We start from the raw sequence: 24,502 nt of genomic DNA, 5'->3' as shown, positions 1-24,502 counted from the left end.
TTAGACATGAAAGATAATAACAAAACCTTCACCTACATGTATTCCGCAAAACAACAGGAGGAAGTCAAAAGCATCCTCCAGAAGTATATCCCCAAAGAAGAAGACAAAATGGAACAGTTGCGCAGGCTGGATCAAAGCGCCGAATCGCGCGGAACCTTTATTTCGATTCTGGTCGGTACGGTCGGCGCGCTGCTTCTTGGCCTTGGAATGAGCTGTACGATGGTTTGGGAAGACACGCTGATGCTCCCGGGCATCGTATTTGGGGTTATGGGTATCGTGGGAATAGCGCTGGCCTATCCGTTGTTCATTTCCATCACGAAAAAACAACGCGAGAAGCTGGCACCGGAGATTATGCGGCTTAGCCAAGAGCTGATGGGTGAAAATTGAGGAGACGGCGTTTCCGTGTTTTTCATGGAGACGCCGTCTTTTTATCGGTAAGTATAAAAGCTTCTAACGATGATATCTTGATTGTAGTTGCCGAAGCCTTTGCCATAGAGAGTAAGGCCTCCTCGCCCCCGTCCCGTATCTTCCGCGGCAATTCGAAATGTCCAATTCATCGCGTTTGTCTCAATATCACAGAGACCGATGTCGGAAATTCTCTGCCCATCGATATAGGTGCCTGTCTCCTTGATTCGAAGCACCTTCAATAAACCGTATTGATTCACGTCCGAATGCCACCATTCCGGCGTCAATCGTCCCCGCGTCTTCCCGAAGTCACCCGGGCTCCTCCATACCCCTAAAGGCTTCTCATTGAGAAAAAAGCAAATGTCTGAAGGCCAATTCTCATTCACGCGCGGCGCTTCTGAACCGATCTCCAGCGATATTTCAATCTCATATAGCCGCTGATCCTTATGCAAATAATTCGGAATTTTATATTCCACCCAGCCTTTGGCGGTCCACAAAATGCCCGCGTTCACTCTCTCCGGCTCGATGAAACAGGCCGGATTATCATATTGGCCGATAAGCTTCTCCGTGGTCGCGATGCCGCAGGTCGGCCAGACTTCGTAATCCGTATAATGTCCGATGGGCAGGGATAACTCGTGGAAGCTTAGGGATGCAGGAGCATCTGGAGATAGCTTAATTTGCAGAAACTCCAACTTCACAAAACAAACCTTGTATGTTCCTCCGTCTATTCTCTTCATTTTACTGCCGACAATGCCGGCCTCTTCAAGTTTACGAATATGCCCGCTGACGACCGCGTTACTCAGGAACAACTCCGCTGCCAGCTCTTTCACATGTCTCTCTTTCTCAAACAATTTTTCGATGATTTTTAATCGCACTTCGCTGGCTAACGCTTCATACACGCGAAGCGAATCCAAATCAGTGGAAATCAACACACCATCACCTCATTAAGAATTTTGTTTTATACGAATCCTGTAACTTATAGTTGTCAGGGTAATTCCATTATGTTACGAATATAATAGGATTTCAACGTATTTTTGATTTCGCTTATAACTTAATTCTAAAGGAGACTATTCTATGACAATCCGCTCCAACATGCTTATCGACAAGCATTATGCAGTTTCCGCTGTGGACCCCCGGATATACGGCTCTTTTATCGAACATTTGGGACGAGCCGTTTACGGCGGGATTTACGAACCTGGACATCCGACCGCCGAAGCCGACGGATTTCGGAGAGATGCGCTTGAAGCGATTAAGGCGCTCAAGGTCCCGATTGTCCGATACCCTGGCGGTAATTTCGTATCCGGATACAACTGGGAAGACGGTGTTGGTCCAAAGTCGGAGCGAAAGCGTAAGCTGGAGCTTGCCTGGTGGACAACAGAGACGAATGAGGTAGGAACGAACGATTTTGCGGAATGGGCCAAACTTGCCGGAACGGAAGTAATGATGGCCGTCAATCTCGGGACAAGGGGGGTGGATGATGCAAGAAATTTCGTAGAATACTGCAACCATCCTTCCGGTTCCTACTGGAGCGACCTGCGTATCTCCCATGGCTACCGCAAGCCCCACCGCTTCAAAACGTGGTGTCTCGGAAACGAAATGGACGGACCTTGGCAAATCGGAGCCAAGACGGCGGTAGAGTACGGACGGCTTGCTAACGAAGCGGCCAAAGTCATGCGCTGGGTAGACCCTTCCATCGAACTGGTCGCTTGCGGGAGTTCATCCCGGGGAATATCAACCTTTGCAGAGTGGGAAGCGACGGTCTTGGACCTCGCCTACGAGCAAGTTGATTACCTGTCGCTGCACGCTTATTACAACAATAACGAGGGAGATACGGGCAACTTCCTTGCAAGCTCGCTGGATCTTGACCAATTCATCGCCAGCGTGACTTCGATCTGCGACTATGTTCAAGCTAAAAAACGAAGCAAGAAGAAAATCATGCTCTCACTGGACGAATGGAACGTATGGCACACCATAGGCTCCAGCCGCGCCTCTGAGCGCTGGCAAGTTGCTCCTCCCGAGTTCGAGGACGTGTACACCTTTGAAGACGCGCTGGCCGTCGGCTGTTATCTGATTACGATGCTTAAGCATTCCGACCGTGTGAAGATGGCTTGCCTAGCTCAACTGATCAATACAATTGCTCCGATCATGACGGAGACAGGCGGATCACTCTGGCTACAGACAACTTACTATCCTTTCCTCCATGCTTCCAATTTCGGTAGAGGTACGGTTCTGCAGTCCATCGTTGATTCTCCCAAATACGATACTAAGGATTTTACGGATGTTCCCTATCTTGAATCGGTTAGCGTCTTCGATGAAGAACAGGGCGTTCTGACGATCTTTGCGGTAAATCGGCATCTTGAGGAACCCATGGAACTCAATGTCGACGTCCGCAGCTTTGAGGAGGTTCGTTTAATCGAACATATCGTTCTGGAGAGCGACGACTTGAAGGCGGTCAATACCAAGACCGAGCCGAACCGGGTCGCGCCTCGGTCCGGAGGCCAATCCAAGGTCGATAAAGGACGAGTGCATTCCGTGCTAAGCCGAGCTTCCTGGAACGTCATTCGCTTGGAGACAACAAGAATTTAATGAGACAAGGGTATGAGGCAAGTTACATCTAAGCTATGCCATAAGAACATAAGCCACTCAATTCCGATTCGGTATTGGTGGCTTATGTTTTTACGCAGCAACTCAATTTAGTTTACAATCTGCCATCTTTGGTTGGCGCTGCCGCCTCCACTCCATTGGCCCAGATCATCGCCGTTGGTTGTGCGGCCAATCCCGTCCAAATATAACGCCGTTTCGCGATTTTGCAGCCGTACGGTGTTGCCGTCGATCGAAACCGCCCATTGCTGTCTATTGCTGTTGCTGCCGCTCCATTGTCCGGCAGCGGAGCCGTTCGCCGTACGGCCCATCCCATCCAGGTATAGTCCGGTTGCGACATTCTTAAATCGCACATAGCTCCCGCTAATTTCCTCAATCCACCGCTGATTATTGCTGGTGCTGGAGCTCCATTGCGCGGCAGCGGAGCCGCTCTCCGTGCGGCCCATCCCATCGATATACAAGCCGGTGGCGGCGTTCTTGAATCTGATCGAAGCCGTCCCCGAAGCTCCTCCAGTAGTTGCAGCTACGGCGGAGGATTTCGATCCTCCGGCTACTTCTACCTGATAATAGTAGGTCGTATCAGGGGTTAAGTTGGTATCACGATATAATGTCGCTGCAGTGGGGGCGCTGCTGATTTTAACAAAATTCCCATTCGAATCTGTGGACCGGTAGATATTATACCCCAACGCCTTCGGCACACCTGTCCAGCTTAAGTAGATCGTATTCGCACCCGCCGCCGTTGCCGTCAATCCTGTTATCGATCCTAACGTGATCTTGTTGCCCAGGCCGACCGTCTTGGCCGCATCGGGCGTGTACAGCAACGTGAAAAGCGGGTAATCCTTAAACGCCACCTCCGGCATTCTCGTTTCATAGGCATAAGCCAAATATTTGTACTTCTCCCCGGTCATATCCCGATTTTCAATATATTTGTAATAATTATACAAAACACTGTGGAAAGGATCGATTCTGCCTCTTCCGTCCGGGTTAATCGTATCAAAATATACAATCGAACTGCTTTGGTTTGCCCGAGCGGGAGTCCATAATACATCATAACCCAAGTGATATTTAAGCAGATAAGTGGTTCCTGCAAGCAGCCGGTCGTCCAGGAAGTTGAACACATTGACCGCATTGGAGGCTGTAGACCTCGCTCCGGTGACCGGGTCAACCTTGGTGCCTTGGGCGTAGATGGTCTGCGCCAATGTTGACAATCCGGCGATATTCGCGTAAGAATGTCCTGCATCGCGCCCCATTTCGATGGCCTGCACATGGTAGTCCGCCGGGGCTAACGGCGCTCCCGTTCGCTCATTTGCCGTCATCCACCGCATCTGATGCTTAATGGAACCGTTTCTCCCCCCTTGATCGCCTGCGGCATTTACTGTCGCGGCTTCTACCGCCTCATCGTAAAGCTGAAGATCATTGGTGAAGATCGCTCTACCCATTGTTCCCATCACCGTAAACTGGTGCTGATTCATAAAGAAGGTATGCGCGTTATAAGTAACGGAAACGATGTCCATGAGGTGAGTAAGATTCGCCGTATCCGCATTCGTCCATTTCAGACTTGCCGTAGGCGTATCGGAATAACGCAAGATTTCGGCTGCTGCCGAGAGAAGATAACTCATTGTTGCAAAACGGAAGTTCGTATGGGTAACGCAATCCTCTGCGGAAGAATAACTTCTGATGATTTTCATGGCATTGGCGCGATACGTTTCATCGCCGGTAATATACCACATAATCGCCTGCATAAAAGCGGTCTCAGAGTCGGTATTGGCCCGCATTCCTACATATTCGGCGGGATTATTGTAATAAACTCCCGTCTCAGGGTTTGTAAACCCCCAAGGTCCTTGAAAGTGCTTGAACATATAATTATCTTCATAATAGATTCTTGGCGATTTACTGGATTGCGAGTCGGCGGCAAAAGCTTGAAACGCCGCATTCCAAGGCTCATCCCCCGCTCTTACGTGATCGCGCATGTTGTCTAAGTCCATCTGTCTCACTGCAATGCCCGGATGATGAATGACGCCCGAGACCGTATTCCCCGATGAATGGGTATAGGAAACATTTGTATCCACATTTTGCACCTGTGGCTTGTAAGAAGTAATCAGCGGTGAAACTGCCGCTTCCGCTGTCTCGTTGCTTACAAGCGCGGCAAAGCTAGCCAAGACCAATGCAAAGCACAGCATTTTTGAGAGAACCTTGGGAAAACGACTTCTCAATTTTAAAAATACCATCCTATTCGCCTCCTTTACCGTCTTTGATATTCCGGTGCCTAGCCCCCAATACCACATCCTTATTGCTGCTTGAGGATAATCGTAATCGTCTCGCTGGACGTCTCCCCTGCGGCATTGACCAGTTCGGCTCGATACTCGTATACGCCCGGCTCCCTGCCGAAAATATTCGTTACCGCTTTCTGGGCGTTCGGCGTAGCTTCGCTCAGCGTCTGCGTATCGATCAACTCACCGTTCTCGTACAGGCAGTATTCGGTGCCGTTCGTTCCCCACCACATGTTCATGGCAACATCGTAATTCCCGTCTCCGTCCCAGTTGTTATGGGACAATACCGGTTTGCCTGGAGCCGCGTCGGTGACGTTGACAACAAGAGGGTCGCAAGCCGTTGCGCCAAATACGTTCATCAGTTCGCATGTGTACGTGTACGAACCGTTCGGCTTGCCCTCAACATCCGTCTTCACGGTTTGCTCTTGAGGCGAGTTGTCCGTCAGCATCTGCGTACGAATAAGATTGCCGTTCTCGTACAGCCTGAATTCGGTGCCGTTATTCCCCCACCACAGGTTCATCGTGACGGTATAGCTGCCGTCCTTCAGGCCTGCGTCATGTCCGTTATCGTCGGATAGAACCGGTTTCCCCGGAACTCCGTCGGCAAGCGGCGTTTCGTCTGCATCATAATCCAGATCGCCGTGGAATCTTACTTCGGACATGTTTCCGAACCAGGCGTTCCCATTCATAATGCGGATATACCGATAGGCGGTATCGTCATTAATGATTAAGCTCTGCCAGTCCTTCGTAGATGCCGCTAACGGTGAGATCGTCGTCCAGTTCGAATGGTCATTGGAGCCCTGAATGACTGTGCCTTTGATCCTGGTGTAGTATCCATCTTGCCTTGCCAGCAGTTCCACAACCTTTAATTTCACTTTAGCTTCTCGAAAGTCAAATTGAACCCATGCTCCGGCACCGCTTCCGTTCAGACGGTAATCAGTCGCCGTATTCGGATTTCCATCGAACAAATGATTTGCCATTGCAATCGCATCAGCCGGCGATCTGCCATAGGAATCCGTCACATCCGCAATGGATGTCACGCCGCCTATCAATTCCGATTCATCGGCCAAGGTTAAGGAAGATCCATCTGTAGTTGATGTTTTTGCCGGCGTATCCAATCCTTCGGACGTTTGGTAATGGATGCTGAAATCTACGGGTCCCGGCGTTGCATGGACACCCATGACCGCTTCCGCCGTCCAGTTGATATTGTCATCCGACGAGACCGTCGCAACTTGGCCTTGAATCTTCACGTCGACCATCTGGATCGGTTCCATCGCAGTGAAGGCCAGTTTCACCGTATCCCCGGTTTTAATTCGGTTGACTATGCCTTGATCCGAGCTGATGGTCACCGAACTGAGCTTCTTCAACACTTTGGACGTTCCGTGGAATCTCACTTCGGACATGTTTCCGAACCAGGCGTTCCCATTGATAATGCGAATATACCGGTAAGGCGTATTGTCGCTAACCGACAAGATCTGCCAATCCCGCGTAGGGATCGCTCCCGTGGATAGGGTCGTCCATGTCGCATTGTCGTTGGAGCCCTGAATAACCGTGCCGTTAATTCTGCCATAGTACCCGTCTTGCCTTGCCAGCAGCTCCACATAGGACAATTGCACAGATCCGCCTTCACCGAAGTCAAATTGTACCCATGCTCCGGCACCGCTTCCGTTCAAGCGGTAATCGGTCGCCGTATTCGGATTTCCATCGAACAAATGATTCGCCATTGCCATCGCGTCAGCCGGCGATCTGCCGTAGGAATCGCTCACTTCAGCAATGGACGTCACATCGTTGATCACGTCCGATTCATCCACCAGTATCAAGCGTGAGCCGTCGGTTACAAACAAGGTTTCCGGGGCATCGATGCCTTCCGTCGTTCGATAGTTGAGTTTAAACAACACCGTGCCGGGCTCCGCATCCGGTCCCATGACCGCCTCGGCCGTCCAATTCAGGCCATCCGCCGAATGGACGTTCGCATCTATCCCTTGAAGTGTAACCTTCACATTCTGAATAGCTTCCGTCGATTGGAAAGACAATTTCACCGTGTCTCCCCTGACAATCCGCCCACCAAAAGCCTGATCCGAACCGATGGAGACCGATGAGATCTTGTTGATGACCTCGTGTCGCTTACCGAAAATCCGAAACTCGGACAATTCTGGAAAGGGAGCATCGTACGGTTGTTGAATCATTTGGATTTTCAGAAAACGGAATTGCGCATTCTGGAGCTCTGGCGACACCGTCAATGTTTGCATAGCTGGTGTCACGACGGTCTCCCCCGGCGTCAATCGCGTCCAGTTTTCATTGTCATTGGACCCGTACATCGTCATGCCGCCGCCGCGTTCAGGAAAGCCTGCCCGTGCCTGAATCCCGAAGCTACTGGCCGAAACCCGGAAATCAGGCCCCATGTCCATATGAATGCCCATATTAATCGTTGTATTCCCAAACGTACTCGGGACACCATCCAAAAAAACCGTCGGATTAAAGCCGGAAGACAAGAACATATTCATATAATTGATGCTGCCGTCGGTATGCAACGGCGTTGTTAACTGGAGTCCTTGCACCGCATCACGCAGGGTCGCCACCTTCTCATAGAAGTCGGCGTCCGTTGCCGTGTCTATGACGCTCATCGTATCCTCGTATACTTGTTTATACGTATCGAACGTTGCCCAAATATAATCCGTATCGTCGTCATAAGGTGCAATGATCACATTCACGACAGACTGACGATCCTCAGAGACAGTCACTGTAACATCCTTGACAGATATCGTTGTGCCATCGGAGGCTTCCACGACGAAAGCATAAGTTCCGGCTTGTGCAGGCTTCCAATCAAATGCACCGGTGCCGGTATCAAACACAGCGCCTTCAGGGGCATCCGCAATCCGATAGGTCACAACCTCGGACGGATCCGCATCCGTTGCCGAGAAATCATAGTGAAGCGTCGCCTCTGCCCCTTCATAGCCAAATAAATTCAGAGCGGTATCTCCCGCTTGAAACATCGGCGGCGTCAGCTCATTGGCTGCATTAACGTTGAGATGGTCGATGTCGACCGTCGTTCCGTTGCCTATTATCGTGAAATAATTCATAGTCCGGAGCCCCTGGTCTTTCGGGAGATTATAGTAGATATATCTCCATTGCCCCTCCGTATCCGGCAACGTGATTGCTTCGCCGAAGGCTTCCAGCTTCGCCTCTCCATTGGTTCGAATCTTGTATCCGATCGATCTCGTATCGCTGTCGGATTGAACCAAAGCAATTTTGCTGCCGGATTCCGTGGCCATGATGCGGACGAAGGAAACATCGTCCTCTTGCATGACAGTCGAGTTGCCATCCAAGCTGGTGAACCGATCCTCGATCTCCTTCCAATTCGGGTTCGGGTCAACCTTCGGGAGAGTTGTTGCTCCCTCAACCTCAGCTTCCTTGGGGATATACAGCCAATATTCCCCTCCGGAATCGCGGGATGCCCAATGGTAATTCGTCCTCTTCTTAAACATCTCGGTGAAGTACGGAGCAACTTGCTCCATGTCCAGGCCTTGCTCATATTTGTAGTAATAGTAGAGATCATAGGCATTGCCGCCAATTCTACCATGATATTCGGTACTCAATACTTGGTAAATGACCGGATTGCCATCCTCCCGCATACGCGCCTCTGTCGGGATCCAAGGCGTATCATAGCCGTTCATATACCGGGCAAAATAGTCGGCGCCTGCCAGAATACGTTTGTCCAGAAAATCATATGTGGTAACGGCATCCTCCGCTGTAGAAACCGTGCCGTCTACCGGGTCTACCTTGGTTCCCTGGGCCTGCAACAGACGCGATATAATGGAGACATTGATGACGTCCCCGGTGCTGTGGGCCTGGTCTCTGCCCATCTCCACAATCTGCACCTGCGGAACCTCCACCTTCTCTCCCGTCACTGCATTCGTATCGACCAAACGAAACAATCTTTGGATGGAACCGTTTATGTGCTGATCCTCAGCCGTCTTGTTCACCGTAAACCACTCGACTGCCTCACGATATCGCTCGATATTGCCGGTGAAGATATATCCGGATATGGATCCGATCAGCGGATACAGATGCTGGTTCATAAAACGGCTGTTCGTATGATTAAAGGTATCGGTGACCGGAACGATCACATTATTCGTGAAATTGGCCGTATCTTGGTCTGTCCATTCCAGTTCCGGCGTCTGCGTGCTGGTATACCTCATAATCTCTGCGGCGGAAACCATACGGTAGAGAGGAATACCCGTATGAATATGCGAATCGACGAAGTACGCATAATTCGCTGGGTCCATCTGCTCCCAGTTGCGGATAATGTGCATCGTGTTGGCCCGATAGACCTCATCGCCCGTAATTACATACATAAGAGCCTGTGTATAAGCGGTTAGACCGTCCCATACGAATTTTTCATTAAAGCCCTGGTTGCAAAAACAGCCGTCTGAATATCTGGATGTTATCGTCCGGGTCGCAAGCGGAGTTCCCCATGGATCAGTCGACGCGACCAACTGGTCGAAATAGGTTTTCCAAGGTTCTTTTTGCGCCCGGACCTGCGTTTGCAAATTCACGAGTATTTCCTTGGTCAGTCCGATACCCGGATGTTTGAATCCGCTTTCATCAATGACCTCGTGAATTGTAGGCAAATATTCTGTTATGAGTGAATTCGGGGGTGTTTCCGCCGCCGCAGTTCCTGCTGTCAAGGGCAGGAACATGGCGGTCATGCTGACGAAAATGAGTAACGTTAGACACTTTTTCAACACTTCACCTGATCTTCTGTTGCCCTTCACGCTGCACGCCTCCATTTCGATTATCATACGCTTTGAATTACGTAAACTTGATGTCATGTGCGAACTCGCCAATCCGAATATTTCCGGAAGCCGGACTCAGGATATGCCGATGATTGATTCGCAAATTTCGGAACTTCACCCCCTTTACGTATCTGGACTCATCGAAGCCTGCAATACAGGACGGGTTATCGCAAGTTCCGTTGAAAGTGATCTCGTCGAAATAAATATTTTCTATCCGGAAGCCGGGACATGGATTATATTTGGGATTAAAGAGCACGCGGATGTCGATCAGTTGCCCGAGCTCGAACGGTTCGATCCGGATATTCCGATAGGTCACATTCCGAACGGTATTGTTGTCGCCACAATTAATCGACATACAGCCCCAGTAGTAAGGCTGCGGCTCATGATGCTCCAGCACATCGATATTTTCGAAGAGGATGTTTTCGACGATGTCCCCTTTTTCGTGATTGCCGTGTCCGCCGACATTCATCGGATGGGCTACGTCCGCCCATAAGACGGAATTACGGATGATGATATCCCTTGTGTCCCCTTGATAGTTCCAGCGGCTGCCATAGATTGCGATGCAATCGTCGGACGTCCGCAGAAACACATCGTCAATGTCCACATGAGCACTTGCCATCATATCGATGCCGTCCGACCACCCGCGGGTACTGAACGATTTAATGTTGCGGATCGCGATATGCCTGGAACTCCCGATCAGAACGGTATAATGAGGCGGATCGATGACAATGATTCCTTCAACGGTTACATGCTCGGAGAATGTGATTTCAACAGCACGGTAATATGTCGTCTTCTCGAAGTCGGACATATAGACGATCCCGCGGCCTCTGATCGTCACATCCCTTACATGATCGCAGATGAACGCCCCATAGACGACCGCTCCTCCGGCGACGTAGACCGTCATTCCGGAAGGCAAGCGGAATTGCGGCTGGTCCAGAACATGTATGCCGGCATCGAAGTAGATGACCGATACTTCCGGCGTGATCAGACGTTGAAGGTCTTCGGTCTGATGTTTGCCCGGAGCAATGACCAGGACGCCAGGATCGTCCTGCATCGGCGAACCATCTTCGACCGGATTAGCGAAAATATGCAGATTGTGAAAGCGTTCCCCATTCACTTCAAGCGATAATTTGCGAGGTCCGTCCATCGTAAATGTAACCCGGTTTTCGTTAATAACGCTGTCAATCCCCCATGCAACGGGTCGGATCGCCGCGTCGCGAATTTCTCCTTCATTCTTGATCACTTCGACTTCAACCTCCCCGTCGCAATCGAAATAGACCATAGAGGCGTTCCGCACATCATGCATATCCACCTTAACGTTATAGCTGAACAGCTGCCGCCATTCCCCTTGTCCCTGCCGGACGCGCACCGTAAAATCCGAGTTTCCTACCGCTCCCGCGGGGGCGACGTAGGTGATTAATCGATTCGACTCATATGTCATGAATGTCTCATCCTTTTCTTAATCTAATTTTGAGCGCTGCGCTCCTTGTATACCTGATTGACTTCGTCCGTTAGAGCTTGGCCGCCTGATTTCAGCCATTGCGCCTTGAATGTGTCAAAATCGGAATCCGTATTCTCTTCGCCGATGATCGCTTTGATCAGATAAGTGTCCTGCATGCTCTGAAGATGCGGCCAATATTGCGTTTTGGATTCCAGAACGGCTGCTTGCAAAACGTCTCTCAACGGGATATACCCTCGGTTGATCTTCTCCTCTAATTCCAACGCATCTTGCTTGGTGCTGTATTTGGCGGTAAACTCCTGATTTACCCAGGCGAGCGGATTGTAGAAGCTGCCCGCACCTGTTTTGTTCGTTTCCGCTTCCGTACCCGTCCGTGCGACGGCTTTTCCGTCTACCATATCGTAGTTAACGCCCTCTACCCCCTGTGTGGTCAGCAGCCACCCTTCCGGGTCGGTCGACACCCACTCGAGAATTTGCTGTATCTTCTGCCGTTTTTTGCCGTCCTCCTCCAGATGGACGCCCAGCATAAGTGGGGCTTGACGAGAACCGTAAGAGAATGCGTACGGTTTGCCCGCCGGTCCGATAAGCGGCGTTCCGGCAACGACCTGAATCCCTTTTTCCAGCGCGGGTCTTGTAATATACCCAGATTCCTTGTAGTAGCCGCTCCATCCCATGTTATCCACGTAGCCGATCTTCCGGTTCACGAACTTTTCGTTAATCTGCAGATTATCCGCTGTAATGAATTCTGGATCGATCAATCCCTCCTTGTACCACTGATTTAGCGTCTTGAGAGCGGACCTTGTTTGCTCCGTTATCCCGCCGTACACAATCCCGCTGCCGTCATCATTGTTTATAAATAAATAGGGCGACACGCCGTAAGCCGAGAATATGGAGGTGAACATCTGAACCGGCAGTTTGCCGCGGGCCGTCATGCCGTATGTATCTTTCCTGCCGTTACCGTCAGGATCGTCATTGACGAATTTGGTAAGCACATCATGCAGCTGGTCGAGTGTTCTAGGAGGCTCACTGTAACCGATCGCCTTCAGCCAGTTTTCATTGTATCCGGGAAGAAGCCCGTCATTGCCTAGCGGCCATTCTTTGGGAATCCCCCAGTACTTTCCGTTGTAGAGGCCGACTTCCCATGCTTCAGGGTCTTCGGCATTCAGATGTTTAGCATAATTCGGCATGAGTTTTTCAATTTCTTCCCTGGAGATGGAGGCAATAAGACCTTGATCTGCCCAGGTAGCCATATCCGTCATGTCCCCGTCAACCGGAAAAATGTCAGGAATTTGGCCGGAAGCTAGCAGAACGTTGAACTTTTCTTTCCAAGTGGAACGCTCCAGTCTGATATTTTTGATTTTGACGTTGAACTTTTTTTCGATTTGTTGTTGCACATCGTTGTTGTCATTCTCGGGAGGGTTAATGCCGTTCGCCCAGGTGATCACGATCGGCGCTTCCGTTTTCTCCGAATTGTGGCTGTCTTCCTGCTTGTCAGTGGAAGTCGGCGGTTTCGTTGCCGCTCCGCTTGCATGGCTGCATCCGGCTGCGGTAAACGCAACCATCAGGATAATGCTCAAGAATCCCAACCAACTCTTCTTGCTGTGTTTCATTGTTTGTAGCCACCCCTTTTTTTGTTTTTCTATTTATACCGGCACACTGCCTTTCCGTTAAAGAGGTTGTTCAAAAAGTCGTCTTCCCATGACGAGGTAGTACAGGGAGCGGAATCGACGTCGAATCTTGAATTCAGCCGGGCCTTCCGTTGCTCACGTAGATCTGTCTACGCTCCGCTACTCAGTCCCTAGCTTCATCCAACCTTCTCGGTCCTAGAAACCCGACTTTTTGAACTCGCACTTAAAGCGAGGATTGCATGAATTGATTTTAACGATTGTAAGCGCTTTTTTCTATTTCAAAATCTTTCGATTGTTTTTAATTCTTTCAATTTCAATCAAAAATGAGAAACAAACAGCCCGTAATCAGACTGTTTGTTAGGGATTTGGATTAGCTGCGCGCTATTCAGCTAAGCCGGACTTCAGTTTCGTTTGTCTATACTGAACCGGCGTAACGCCGAAACGCTCTTTGAACTTAACATGAAAGTATTGATGGTTGCGGTAACCAACAAGTGCCGCAATTTCTTTGACGGACAGCTTGTCGTCCGCTCTCAGCAAATCGGCCGCTTTCTCCAGTCTTGTACGGGTCACATATTCGGTGAACGATTCGTTCATGACTTCACCGAATAAAGTGGATACATATGCAGGACCAAGCGATGCCACTTCGGACAGCACATTAAGCGACAAATCGTCTTGCAGATGCTCATTGATATACGTTTTCAGCTTATAAACGACTTCCGTCCGCCCACGATTGCCCGAATCCCGCATGTGAATCGCGATCCGTTCGGCCAGGTTGCGAATCGAGCTGACCGTTTCCTCCAACGTCTCTTTCCTCAGTTCATCGAACAGATTCGAGGGGGAAACGAGCTCCTGCATCTTTAACTCAATCACCGTTTCATACAAAGCGGAAACGAATTGGAGCAGCGCTAATTCAACAGATTCAAGCTGCAGGTTCCGTTCCTTCAGAACCGACATAAACTCGTCGATGAATCGATTCACCTCTCCAACTTCTCCGGCTTTAAGCGCATTTTGAAAAATATCAAGAGAAAGCAAATGGGATTTAGGCTTTAGAGCCGAAATCGTCGATTGGGCGATCATCGCTTCCCGTCCGAATATGAAGCAATAGCGATAAGCCTGCTGAGCCGAGCGATAGGAGATCGGAATCTCTTCGGGGGATTGCACCGGCACGCCCATACCCGCACCATAACGAAACGCGTCGCCCAATACCTGTTTCGCTCTTTCCAGCTCCGCAAGATTGGCCTCTTCGTCCGTCCCTTCACTTGCATGTGTAATGAAGATGACGGCCGCTTCCTGCGCGGTTAAGCAAACCAGTTCGTAGCTCACCTGATGGTCGAGTGCCGCGAATTGTTCCTTGAAAGTCTCACTGTCGCCTTTGATAAAGCGGATATGCATTAATTGATAGCGACACCCTCTTGGCAGGGTATCCAAATGCTCCAGACCGAGACTAGCCCCCAAAACCAGATTAATCATTTCGTTCTTCTGAGCTTGCGTTTCCAGAACCTCGATTTTCCGGCCCATATAATGAAGCGTGTTGCCGATGATGGTGTATTCGTTCGCCTGATTCTGGGACATGGCCGGATGATACAGATTACGAATATGTTGGATCAGCCTTTTCATCGGGATATAGAAACGCTTGGAGATCATGTAGGAGACCACCAGTCCGAACAAAAGCACAAGGCTGCAGCCTACAAATATATTTGTCTTTAATTGTTTGGAAGCGAGTACGAACGAGCTCACAGGACGAATCATCACATAGGTCCAACTGTTCTTCGAATTCGAGCTGTCGAGATAGGACACTACAACGGTACCGTGTTCATCGTCACTGATTTCTTTGACGGATTCCCCGGAAGCAATGGTATGCTGGAGCAGCCGCATTTCCTCCGAACCGGCCTCGGCAGTCTGCAAGAGCAGGTTCCCAGTTGCATCGAAAATATAGAACCGATCATCGGTGGAACCATAAATTTCTGTCGTATTCTGATTCAGATAGTCCAGATCGACATCGACGAAGAGATAGCCTTGCGGTTCTGGCGATGTCTCATACGGGAGCTTGACCACATACGTCATCACCTGCTTGTCATTGGATAACGTCCGGTGCATCCAGCGGTTATAAACGGTATTTTGCAGGCCGTTTATAAAGTCGACATCGCTGGAATGATCCGGTTTCATATAGAAAGAATTGCTGTCTACGATGTAGTCGCCCGTGCGAAAATAAACCGTCAAATTATATACGCCATCAAGGACTTGTTTATACATCACAAGATCTTTTTGAAAAATAATAATACGGCCGAGATTTTCTTCCCAACTGTCCTTCAATAAATAATTCAAGTTCGAATGGTTTCGCGCAAAGATGGTCGACAGTACTTTATTCAAATGATCGGCTTCATATTTCTCGAGCAACGAACCTTCCATATAATCCTTCACACTGATGAGCCGGCTTTGACTGTCACTTGCGATTTCCCTCACCATCATTTGATTGGCCTGGGTATACATGTAACCTCCTGCCAGACCAAGCAGGACGACAGCCAATGCCGTATACGACAAGATGAGACGGTTGAATAAGGTATCTCTATAGAAAGGCAGCACTTTTTTCAACAAAATATTCCCCCCGAGTGCATTCCCTCTACACAACAACATTCGAGCTCGAGCTGTGAAAGAAAAACCGACTTGCATCTTACAAGCCGGCCTTATCCTTATTACTTGCGCTCCTGATAAATTTTATTGGCTTCATCAAGCACCGCTTGTCCGCCGGAACGCAGCCAGTCCGCTTTGAACTTATCAAAGTCATCGTCCGTGTTGGCTTCTCCGTAAATCGCTTTAATGATAAACGTGTCCTGCAGCGTTAACAGATTACTCCAATATTCAGCTTTACTTTCCATATGCGTAGGACCCAATACATCCAGCAATGGTACAACTCCCGGCATAATCTGGTCCCTCAGTTCTATCATTGCAGAATCATAGCTGTACTTCTGCTTGCTGATGTCAATGTGAGTTAGCGGGTTATAGAAGCTGTTATAACCCAATTTTTCCGCCGCAACATTTTCATCCGTACTCATCACAGGATATCCGTTCTCGTCGAAATTGTAGCTCACACCTTCTTGTCCTTTAACGGTTAACAACCAGCCTTCTTCACTTGTCGATACCCAATCTAGAATTTCATAGATTTTCTTACGTTTCTGTTCATCTGTTTCAACTTGTGCGCCCAGCAATACTGGCGCCTGGCGAGCTCCGTATGCGAATGCGAATGCATCGCCGTTCGGACCGACAAGCGACACGCCCGGCGTATTGATTATTCCGACCTCAAGCGCGGCCTTTGTCACGTATCCTGAATCTGGATTGAAGTTGACCCATCCCGCATTGTCTACAACCCCGATTTTCTGATTCACAAACTTCTCTTGAATTTCATTATTATCGTTCGTAATAAACTCCGGATCGATCAATCCATCCTGATACCATTTGTTGAGAAGTTTTAACGCTGTTCGCGTCTCTTCCGTCAGGGCTCCCCAGGTAACCTTGCCTTCGGCATCCAGCTTGAACTGGTATGGGCTCACGGCATGGGCACTGAATACGGAAGTGAACATCTGGATGGGCAGTTTGCCCCTAGCCGACATCCCATAAGTGTCGTTCTTGCCATTTTTGTCCGGATCGTTCTTCGTGAATTTTGTCAGCACATCTTCAAATTCCTCGAGTGTCTTCGGTGGTTCGCTATAGCCGATGTTTTCCAGCCAGGTCTTATTATAACCCGGAATGAAACCGTCATTGCCCGGCGGCCAATATTTAGGAATGCCCCAATTTTCTCCGTCAATCATGCCTACGATCCAAGCATCAGGATCGTACTCATGGAGTGCTGCGGCATAATTCGGCATGTTGGCTTCGATCTCGGCTCGATCAAGACGGGCGAGGATCCCCTGCTTCGCCCACGTCGCCATGTCTGTTTCATTAGCGTCGATCGGGAAGATATCCGGAATTTCATCGGATGCCAGGTAGACGGAAAATTGCTCCTTCCAGCCCCATCTTTCCAGCTTAATATTTTTAATCTTTACATTGAATTTCTTTTCGATTTCAGTCTGCACATAGTTACCATCTGCTTCAGGCGCGCTAAAGTTGTTCGCCCACACAATCTCGATCGGTTCCTCTTGAGGCGCCTCCTTCTCATTTCCCGTATGGTTACTGACGTTGTTGCCGCCCTCTGAACTGTTCGAGTTCCCACTTCCGCTGCAAGCGCTTAGAACAAGCGCCAGAGACAGCAGGAGGGTTGTTAAGATCCTCCAGTTCATTTTACTGTGTTTCATTGATGTGTGCCTCCCTTTATCTTTTAGTTCATCTATTTAAACAGCAAACACGCGATAGGACGGCTGCTGTTTAAACCAAGTGGTACTGAACAACCTCTACTGAAGTCGCTACTATCCTTTGATCGACCCTACCATAACGCCTTTAACAAAATATCGTTGCAAGAACGGGTAAACAACCAATATGGGCAAGGCGGTAAACATGATAATTGCCGCTTTCACCATTTCGGGATCTTCCTCCTCCGTCGGCACAGGCATCATCGGATCAGCCATATTGGCGATCACAAGCCTTCTCAATAGTAACTGCAGTGTAATCTTAGTTTTATCTTGCATATACAACATCGCATCGAACCAATTATTCCAATGCGCTACCGCAGCCCAAAGCGCGAGCGTTGCTAGCACGGGGGCTGACAACGGCACAACAATCTGAACTAGAATGCGAATGTCATTCGCGCCATCCATCTTCGCCGAATCCTCCAGTTCATTCGGAATCGTCATGAAAAAGTTGCGAAGGATAATCAAGGAAAAGGTGCTGACTAGTCCAGGTATAATATAGACCCACACCGAATTGATCAAGCCCAGCGATTTAATCAGCAAATACGTCGGAATCAGACCGCCGCTAAAGAACATGGTGATAATAATAAACGTTGTGTAAAACCCGCGATGGGGCAAATATTTACGGGACAGCGGGTAGGCAGCCATGCACATAAATACCAGAGAAAGCAGGGTGCCCACTACCGTCCTGAAAACGGTAATCCCAAACGCCCCCCATATACTGTCCGTCGTCAATACGCGCTTCCAGGCAAACAGAGAGATTTCCTTGGGATAGAGATGAATGCCCGGACGCAGCGCTTCCGCGGGAGTACTGAGCGAAATGGATAGCACATGCAAGAACGGATAGACCATGACGAGACATAACAGCATGATGCCGACAATGAGAAACCCCTGAAAGATTTTTTCACCTTTGGTTAGAAGCAAGTTGTTCTCACACCTCTCAAATCTGGTTTAACTTAATAGAGGCCTTCCTGCCCCATCTTTTTGATAAAGTAATTTGATGTCATTACCAGCATTAACCCGACAACGTTCTTGAACAAACCAACAGCCGTAGTCAAGCTGAATTGGAATTCCTGCAAGCCTATTCGGTAAACATAAGTGTCGAGTATGTCGGCGACACCGTAAACGGCAGGGGAATACAAGTTGAAAATTTGGTCGAATCCGGCATCGAGCACATTGCCAACCCGTAAAATGAGCAATATGGCAATGACCGGCATGAGAGCAGGAAGTGTAATATAGATCGTTTGCTTCCAACGGCTCGCTCCGTCGATGACGGCCGCTTCATACATTTGCGAATCAATACTGGATAGGGCCGCCAGGTAAATAATGGTCCCCCACCCGACTTCCTTCCATAAGGCTGATACTACGAGCGTAAAGCGGAAATATTTTTCAGATCCGAGGAAATAGATCGGTTCAAAACCGAACACCCCCAAAATGTGGTTGACGACACCGGTGGATGGCGATAAAAGCGTCATCAGAATTCCACCTAGGACGATCCAAGACAAGAAATGCGGCAAATAAGAGAGCGTTTGGGCAACTTTCTTGAAAAACGAAACCCGGATTTCATTGAACAAAAGCGCCAGAATGATCGGGGCCGGAAATCCGAAAATGATTTGATAAAAGCTGATGATGATTGTGTTCTTCATGATCTGCGGAAATTGCGGCGAAGCAGTGAATAAATATTCAAAGTGCTTCAATCCTACCCACGGGCTGCCCCAAATGCCTTCTTTAATGGAAAAGTCTTTGAAAGCTAATTGAACCCCGTACATGGGACCGTAAGCGAATATGCCATACCAGACCAAAACGGGAAAAAGCATCAATAGCAAGTATCTGTTCTTTAGATAATCCCTCCCGATTTGCTTAACATGGCCGCCCCATGTCCCGGACGACTTTTTCAACTTCTTATGGGGGCTTCCTATGCCGCCAGTGTCAGGGGCATTGGTTGTGTTCATGTATTAAACTCCTTTCAGCGAGACTGGTTATGTCTCACATTGTAGAGCTGTGAAAGCGCTTTTTCTATTTTAAAATCATTAAATTTATTATTGATTCTTTCAAAAAACATTGTTTTTTCTCTCTTAGGTGGATTTAAAGCAATTAAAACCAAAAATTTATATCAAATTTCACATAAAAGAAGCATAATAGAACTCCCGATGGCCCCTTGCAATGGCATGCCAAATAAACCCGAGGATGGAACTGCATCATACCCGCGACTAAGCTTTCTTTATAAGTCCACTATAAGATATAAAGGTACAGCTGCTTCTACTATCTCGAAGAACTGTACCTTTTTTCTTAATTAGTAAATATTCAACAGATTCTTACAATCGTTCGATTTCGAGCAACTTCATTCCGTAGGCGCCGGGAACCGCCTCCAATAGGATCCGATGCTGATCAGTATGAAGAATATAGGCCCCTGTCCCGGTTCCGGTTTCGGTACGCAATGCCGATGCGCCGCGCTCCTTCGGATACAGCACGGTCAGAAATCCCTGGCTTGCTTCTGCTACCGCCCGGATATAGCTCATCATGGAAAAGCTGCTGTCTCGGCTGCCGAAGAACGGTGTGGATCGCCCTTGCTCCAATCGGATGGATGTCACCGGAGTGAGAAATACGGTCTCCAGATCCACCCCGTAACCCCCGCGCGAATCCACCCGATTCCCTTCAACGCTCGCCTGCTCGGCGGCAACAGGAAGGCTGAATAGCACCGGACCGTCAAAGTTCTCCAATGTATCCCGAATGAGATATAGATCAGACTCCCGAATATACATGACATGCCGGATATGCCGGCCTGGGCCTTCCGGATTGGCTATCTCGATTGTGATACTCTCCACAGCATTGCCGAGAGACCGTTCCAGCACTTTGCTCGTCGGCGGCACATCCACCCATCCCCGCTCAAGACTGTACGTTCCGGCGGACAAATTGATAGAACCCCCGGCGGCAGTTGGCCTGTCGGTTCTTCGGGTTGCAAACTGCAGGCAGGCGTGCGAATAGGAGCTGATATGCCATGGCGTGCTGCTGTCGAAGTACCCTTCGATTCCCGAATCCATCACCAAGGGAATCGAGTTCTTGTACAGCATGAAGGACCCTTGATCCAGATGCCCATGCCCGATTCGCTTGGGGCTTGACATGATGGCAAAGTAGCTCTCCCTTCCGCTGCCGAAGCCCTTGCGAAAAACGGTAATGCCCGCATCGGGATAATCGCCTGTAGACCCAAGCGACAGGGAAGAGGAGGGCTTATAAGCATCCCCTTCGCCCAGAAGGTTCTCCAAGGCGATGCTTTCTCCCCACAATCTCTTAAAAGGTTTGCCGGCCGCCTTCCACGTATGGTACATCCTGTCGGCCAGCTCTCGGTCCAGCTTAACCGCGGCAGGCAGATACGTGGCCATCATGCCGAACTCCGCACCGCCGCCCAAAGCATGGTCGCCGAAGGGCGGCGTTCCGATTCGCCCGTCAAAGTACGCATACCCAGGCGTTTGCACGTCGACGCTGAAGCCGAACATGCGCAGCAAAGGTGTATCGGCGAACCAGTTCTCGCTCAATACGTTGTCCGCAACTTTGGCATAGCCGGCAAAGCGTTCTAACGCCGCGTGATGGTAGCGGATGGATTCAGGCCATGACGAATCCGGGTTCACATTCAACTCCAATTGGGCTTTCAGCATAAAATGGGCATTGTTCAACCAGGTTTGCCGGTTGGGGAAGTCCGGCAGGGCCATCATCATATACGCGGTGCCCGCGCACATGTCCGTCTGCCAGTTGTTGCAGCCCTCCTGAGCTTCGAACGGGGTCCATTCGGTCCGGTCCCGCAGGTCCAGCATGTACCGCAGCATATATTCCGTCAACGCATAGAAGCGCGCTTTCTCCTCTTCGGCAAAGACATCGGCATTGCGAATCAAGGAATAGCTTACCGCTGCCGCGCACAGCACTCTCCCGCCTTGAACGGCGCCGTAGCTGTCGCTGCCCTCCGGGCGCAGGTTTGTGACCATCCAATGCTCCGCTCCCTGACAAAAATCATGGAAAATGTACAGGAGTTGGTTCTTGACCTTGTGAGCCAACGTTAAATCCCCTGTCAGCGCGTATTGAATGGCGTCGCACTGCATGGGAAGCAAGAAGCCTCCCCCGGGCAACGAAGACTTGCGATTGAAGTAACAGCTGTAGGTGCCGATAACCTGGTCAGTCCGATTCTTGAATGTGATGACCGCCTTCAGCCCCCGCTTAAGCTTCCCGTCCAGCTTGGCCTGGAAAGTCAGTGTGTACATCCCCTCGCCGTCTACCGCAACATCCTGCGTACAGACCCATGCCCCTTCGTCTTGTCCGGTCGGGTTACAGATATAAAGCGAACGATTAGCTCCCACTTTCGGGCTTGAAACGCAGACCTGCGAAGACGGATTGGACACCCCTGGCCGCTTCCGGTCCCCGCCGCCGCAGAAGGGGTACCGGCTCTCCCATTCCATAACAGGATTGCCCCTCATAGACTGGGGGCGCCAAGCGAAGGGCTCCCCCTCTCCTTCGTCGAAACCGCCGTTGGGAATGTTCAGATTCTCGCCGTTCGCCGACAGAATCGCTACATTGTCGATCCAGACATGGCCCAATCCTTCTTGTTCGTTCTCCTCAGCCGGCAGTACGAACGAAACGGTTGCTTTCGCCGCTCCGGCCGGCGTTTTGAAGTTGATGAGTTTATCTGTCGAACTCCACAAATAAAAGTGTTGGTTCATCTCCTGATACCGGTCTTCCCCGCTCATGACGAGAGACATGACACGTTCGATGTCCTCCGGGCTATACAGATCCGAGATCCGGGCAATCTGTTCATATTGTCCCTTAAGCAGAGGATCGGCAGCGATGTTGGTCTTCACCCGCTCCAGGCCCTCTTGGGTCAGATATAGGGAGGCTGTCAAATCGATATCGGTTCGCAGCACCCGGGAATGGCGGAATTCACGGAGACGGTCGAAGCAAGCTGCAGCCGCTTTCGCCAGCGCAGCGAGGTTGCCGCATTCCGGTTGAAGGTTAGCGAGCATCGCTTCCTCAACCTTGCGTACCGCTTCTTCCAAGCGCACAGCCGCTTCCCGGCTGTAACAACCCGGCGCCTTTCCTAGACGGGACTGACTAAGCAGTTCCCTAGCTTTGCTTACGACTAGCGCGATCCTCTCCCGCAATGCATCGAGTCCGCCGTTGCGAAGATCCTGGCCTTCAAACCATTCCAAAGCCGCTTTGAGCCCATAACGGCTGTATACGCTCCCCCTGTCCCTGAACGGAGGCACCATGGTATACCGCTCCAAGGCAAACTGAGCCGCCTCTTCCTCCCGGGGCAGGAAAAATTCCCGATTTCGGATGAATGGGAGTGGGGCGTGGCCAGCCAAAGCCGCTTTGGCAGGGCGGAGCATATCCAAGAGTGCCAGCTTAGCTCCTTCCGTATAATAGCACCCGTTCTCTTCGAGCAATCGCTCGGCCCGGTCGACCAGCACTTGCAACTCCTCTCGAACCATTTGACCTGACCGTTCGAGAGATATGCGAGTTGCATGCTCATTAACGTCGAAATGATCCAGATCAAGATCACTCAGGTAGGATCCATTGATCCGCACATCAATAAACCGAACGCCGGTCACTCCCCGTTCCGCGTCATACCCGTGTATCCGGGACGGATATGTCTTTTTTCCGTCATAAGTGATATTCCTAAAGACAACATTCTCAATCGCCTTGCCCGGCACGGGGTTATACTTCTCGTTCCAGAGCACCCGAATATCGAATAATTGACACGTCTCGATGTCCTCCACTCGAATATTCTCATAAACGATATCCCTTACGACATTGTTGTCGCCCGCATTAATCGACAGGGCTCCTCGATAACCGGGCTGCGGCTCATGATGCTCCAGTACATCGATGTTCTCAAACCGGATATCGTGAATCGTATCTCCATTCTCCAGGTGGTTCCCGTGGCCCCCCATGTTCAAGGCATGGGCGACATCCGCCCACAAGATAGCATTCCGGACCCTGATATGGCTCGAGTTACCCTCGTATTGCCACCGACTTCCGTAGATCGCGATGCAATCATCGGAATTGCGCATGAAGATGTCGTCGATCTCAATGCGGGAACTGGCCATGACGTCAATCCCGTCGGACCAACCGCGGGTGCTGAAGGCTTTGAAGTTCCGGATCGTGATGTTCTCCGACTGCCCGATGTAAATGCTGTAATGCGGGGGGTCCACCGCGATAACCCCTTCGACAAGGACATTGCGCGAGTACTGCAGCCGTATCGCTCGAAAGGCCGAGAAACGGTGAAAAGGTTCCAAATAGATGATGCCTCGACCGCAAATCGTCACATTTTCTGCATGCGTACAGACGAGGGAACCCATCAATACCGCTCCTCCGGCGAGATAGACCGTAGTATCGGACGGGATGTGCAGAAGCGTTTCCTCAATCCAATGCATTCCCGGAGCGAAATAGATGACGTTCGGCGCGCTTAACATTCTGTTTTCACGCTGGGCCAAAGCTTTCAGATGCTCCTTGCGATGAATGCCCGGCTCTATGACATCCACATTCTCTCCGGACGGGTCCGGCGCATCCGTCTCCAACGGATTAGCGAACAAATGCAGATTATGGAATCGATCACCGTTCACTTCAATGGATAACTTACGCGGATTATCCAATCGGAATACCAGGGTATTCCCCAGCAGCTCGTATGTGATTCCGGTGGACCGGGGGCGAATGACGGCTTCGTGAATATCTGCCCGAAGGCTGGTGACCTCAACCTCCACTTCCCCCTCCATATCGAAATAAACCATCGAGGCTTCCCGTATCTCATGCATGTCTACCTTTACACAATAAACGAACAGCTCTTGCCATTCTCCATCGGGCACTCTTACCCGGACGGCAAAATCGTCCTTGCCTGGTGCGCCGGCCGGCGCCGGATATACGACGGTCCTACTCATTTATCTTCCTCCAAACAAATTTGTGTTGCTCGACAACCGTTCCAAGTGCGAGTTCAAAAAGTCGGGTTTTCAGGACCGAACAACCT

General features: G+C 50.2%; 11 protein-coding genes and 2 pseudogenes. 2 read left to right on the top strand and 11 right to left on the bottom strand.

Annotated features, from left to right (window positions below; all coding sequences use genetic code 11):
- Positions 1-6 precede the first annotated feature (6 nt).
- Complete coding sequence (locus tag BJP58_RS33325) at positions 7-387, top strand: hypothetical protein (RefSeq protein WP_194542230.1); 381 nt, start codon at positions 7-9, stop codon at positions 385-387.
- A 41-nt stretch (positions 388-428) separates the two neighbouring features.
- On the opposite strand, the gene BJP58_RS33320 is transcribed toward BJP58_RS33325, so the two are convergent.
- Entirely contained in the window at positions 429-1,337 is a 909-nt protein-coding gene (locus BJP58_RS33320; protein WP_194542229.1) for an ArsR/SmtB family transcription factor, read from the bottom strand.
- Positions 1,338-1,479: 142 nt separating this feature from the next.
- On the opposite strand from BJP58_RS33320, the gene arfA reads away from it, so the two are divergent.
- Positions 1,480-2,991: an arabinosylfuranosidase ArfA gene (gene arfA / locus BJP58_RS33315; RefSeq protein ID WP_194542228.1), complete on the top strand. Its 1,512-nt coding sequence runs from the start codon at positions 1,480-1,482 to the stop codon at positions 2,989-2,991.
- A gap of 107 nt (positions 2,992-3,098) precedes the next feature.
- Here arfA and BJP58_RS33310 read toward each other — a convergent pair whose 3' ends face one another.
- From BJP58_RS33310 to BJP58_RS33270, 10 genes and pseudogenes are all read right to left on the bottom strand, one after another.
- Entirely contained in the window at positions 3,099-5,234 is a 2,136-nt protein-coding gene (locus BJP58_RS33310; RefSeq protein ID WP_194542227.1) for an RICIN domain-containing protein, read from the bottom strand.
- 59 nt (positions 5,235-5,293) lie between these two features.
- Positions 5,294-5,872, bottom strand: a pseudogene (locus tag BJP58_RS33820) (endonuclease); the annotation flags it as partial.
- 99 nt (positions 5,873-5,971) lie between these two features.
- A pseudogene (locus BJP58_RS33815) lies at positions 5,972-8,269 on the bottom strand (discoidin domain-containing protein); the annotation flags it as partial.
- Between the two features lie 1,819 nt (positions 8,270-10,088).
- A complete protein-coding gene (locus BJP58_RS33300; protein WP_194542225.1) occupies positions 10,089-11,513 on the bottom strand; it encodes a glycosyl hydrolase family 28 protein in 1,425 nt (474 codons plus the stop codon).
- Positions 11,514-11,536: 23 nt separating this feature from the next.
- Complete coding sequence (locus BJP58_RS33295; RefSeq protein WP_194542224.1) at positions 11,537-13,141, bottom strand: extracellular solute-binding protein; 1,605 nt, start codon at positions 13,139-13,141, stop codon at positions 11,537-11,539.
- A 399-nt stretch (positions 13,142-13,540) separates the two neighbouring features.
- Positions 13,541-15,754 (bottom strand): helix-turn-helix domain-containing protein, encoded by a 2,214-nt coding sequence (locus BJP58_RS33290; RefSeq protein WP_194542223.1) that lies wholly within the window; start codon positions 15,752-15,754, stop codon positions 13,541-13,543.
- 98 nt (positions 15,755-15,852) lie between these two features.
- Positions 15,853-17,448 (bottom strand): extracellular solute-binding protein, encoded by a 1,596-nt coding sequence (locus tag BJP58_RS33285; RefSeq protein WP_194542222.1) that lies wholly within the window; start codon positions 17,446-17,448, stop codon positions 15,853-15,855.
- Positions 17,449-17,559: 111 nt separating this feature from the next.
- Entirely contained in the window at positions 17,560-18,423 is an 864-nt protein-coding gene (locus BJP58_RS33280; protein WP_233354832.1) for a carbohydrate ABC transporter permease, read from the bottom strand.
- Between the two features lie 32 nt (positions 18,424-18,455).
- A complete protein-coding gene (locus tag BJP58_RS33275) occupies positions 18,456-19,451 on the bottom strand; it encodes an ABC transporter permease (RefSeq protein WP_194542221.1) in 996 nt (331 codons plus the stop codon).
- 363 nt (positions 19,452-19,814) lie between these two features.
- A complete protein-coding gene (locus tag BJP58_RS33270; RefSeq protein WP_233354831.1) occupies positions 19,815-24,416 on the bottom strand; it encodes a glycosyl hydrolase family 28 protein in 4,602 nt (1,533 codons plus the stop codon).
- Positions 24,417-24,502: the final 86 nt, after the last annotated feature.

The sequence above is a fragment of the Paenibacillus sp. JZ16 genome (assembly GCF_015326965.1).
In the GTDB taxonomy this organism is placed as follows: Bacteria; Bacillota; Bacilli; order Paenibacillales; family Paenibacillaceae; genus Paenibacillus_AQ.
The sequence above is the reverse complement of the archived record's forward strand: the minus strand, read 5'-3'. Positions and strand labels throughout refer to the sequence as shown.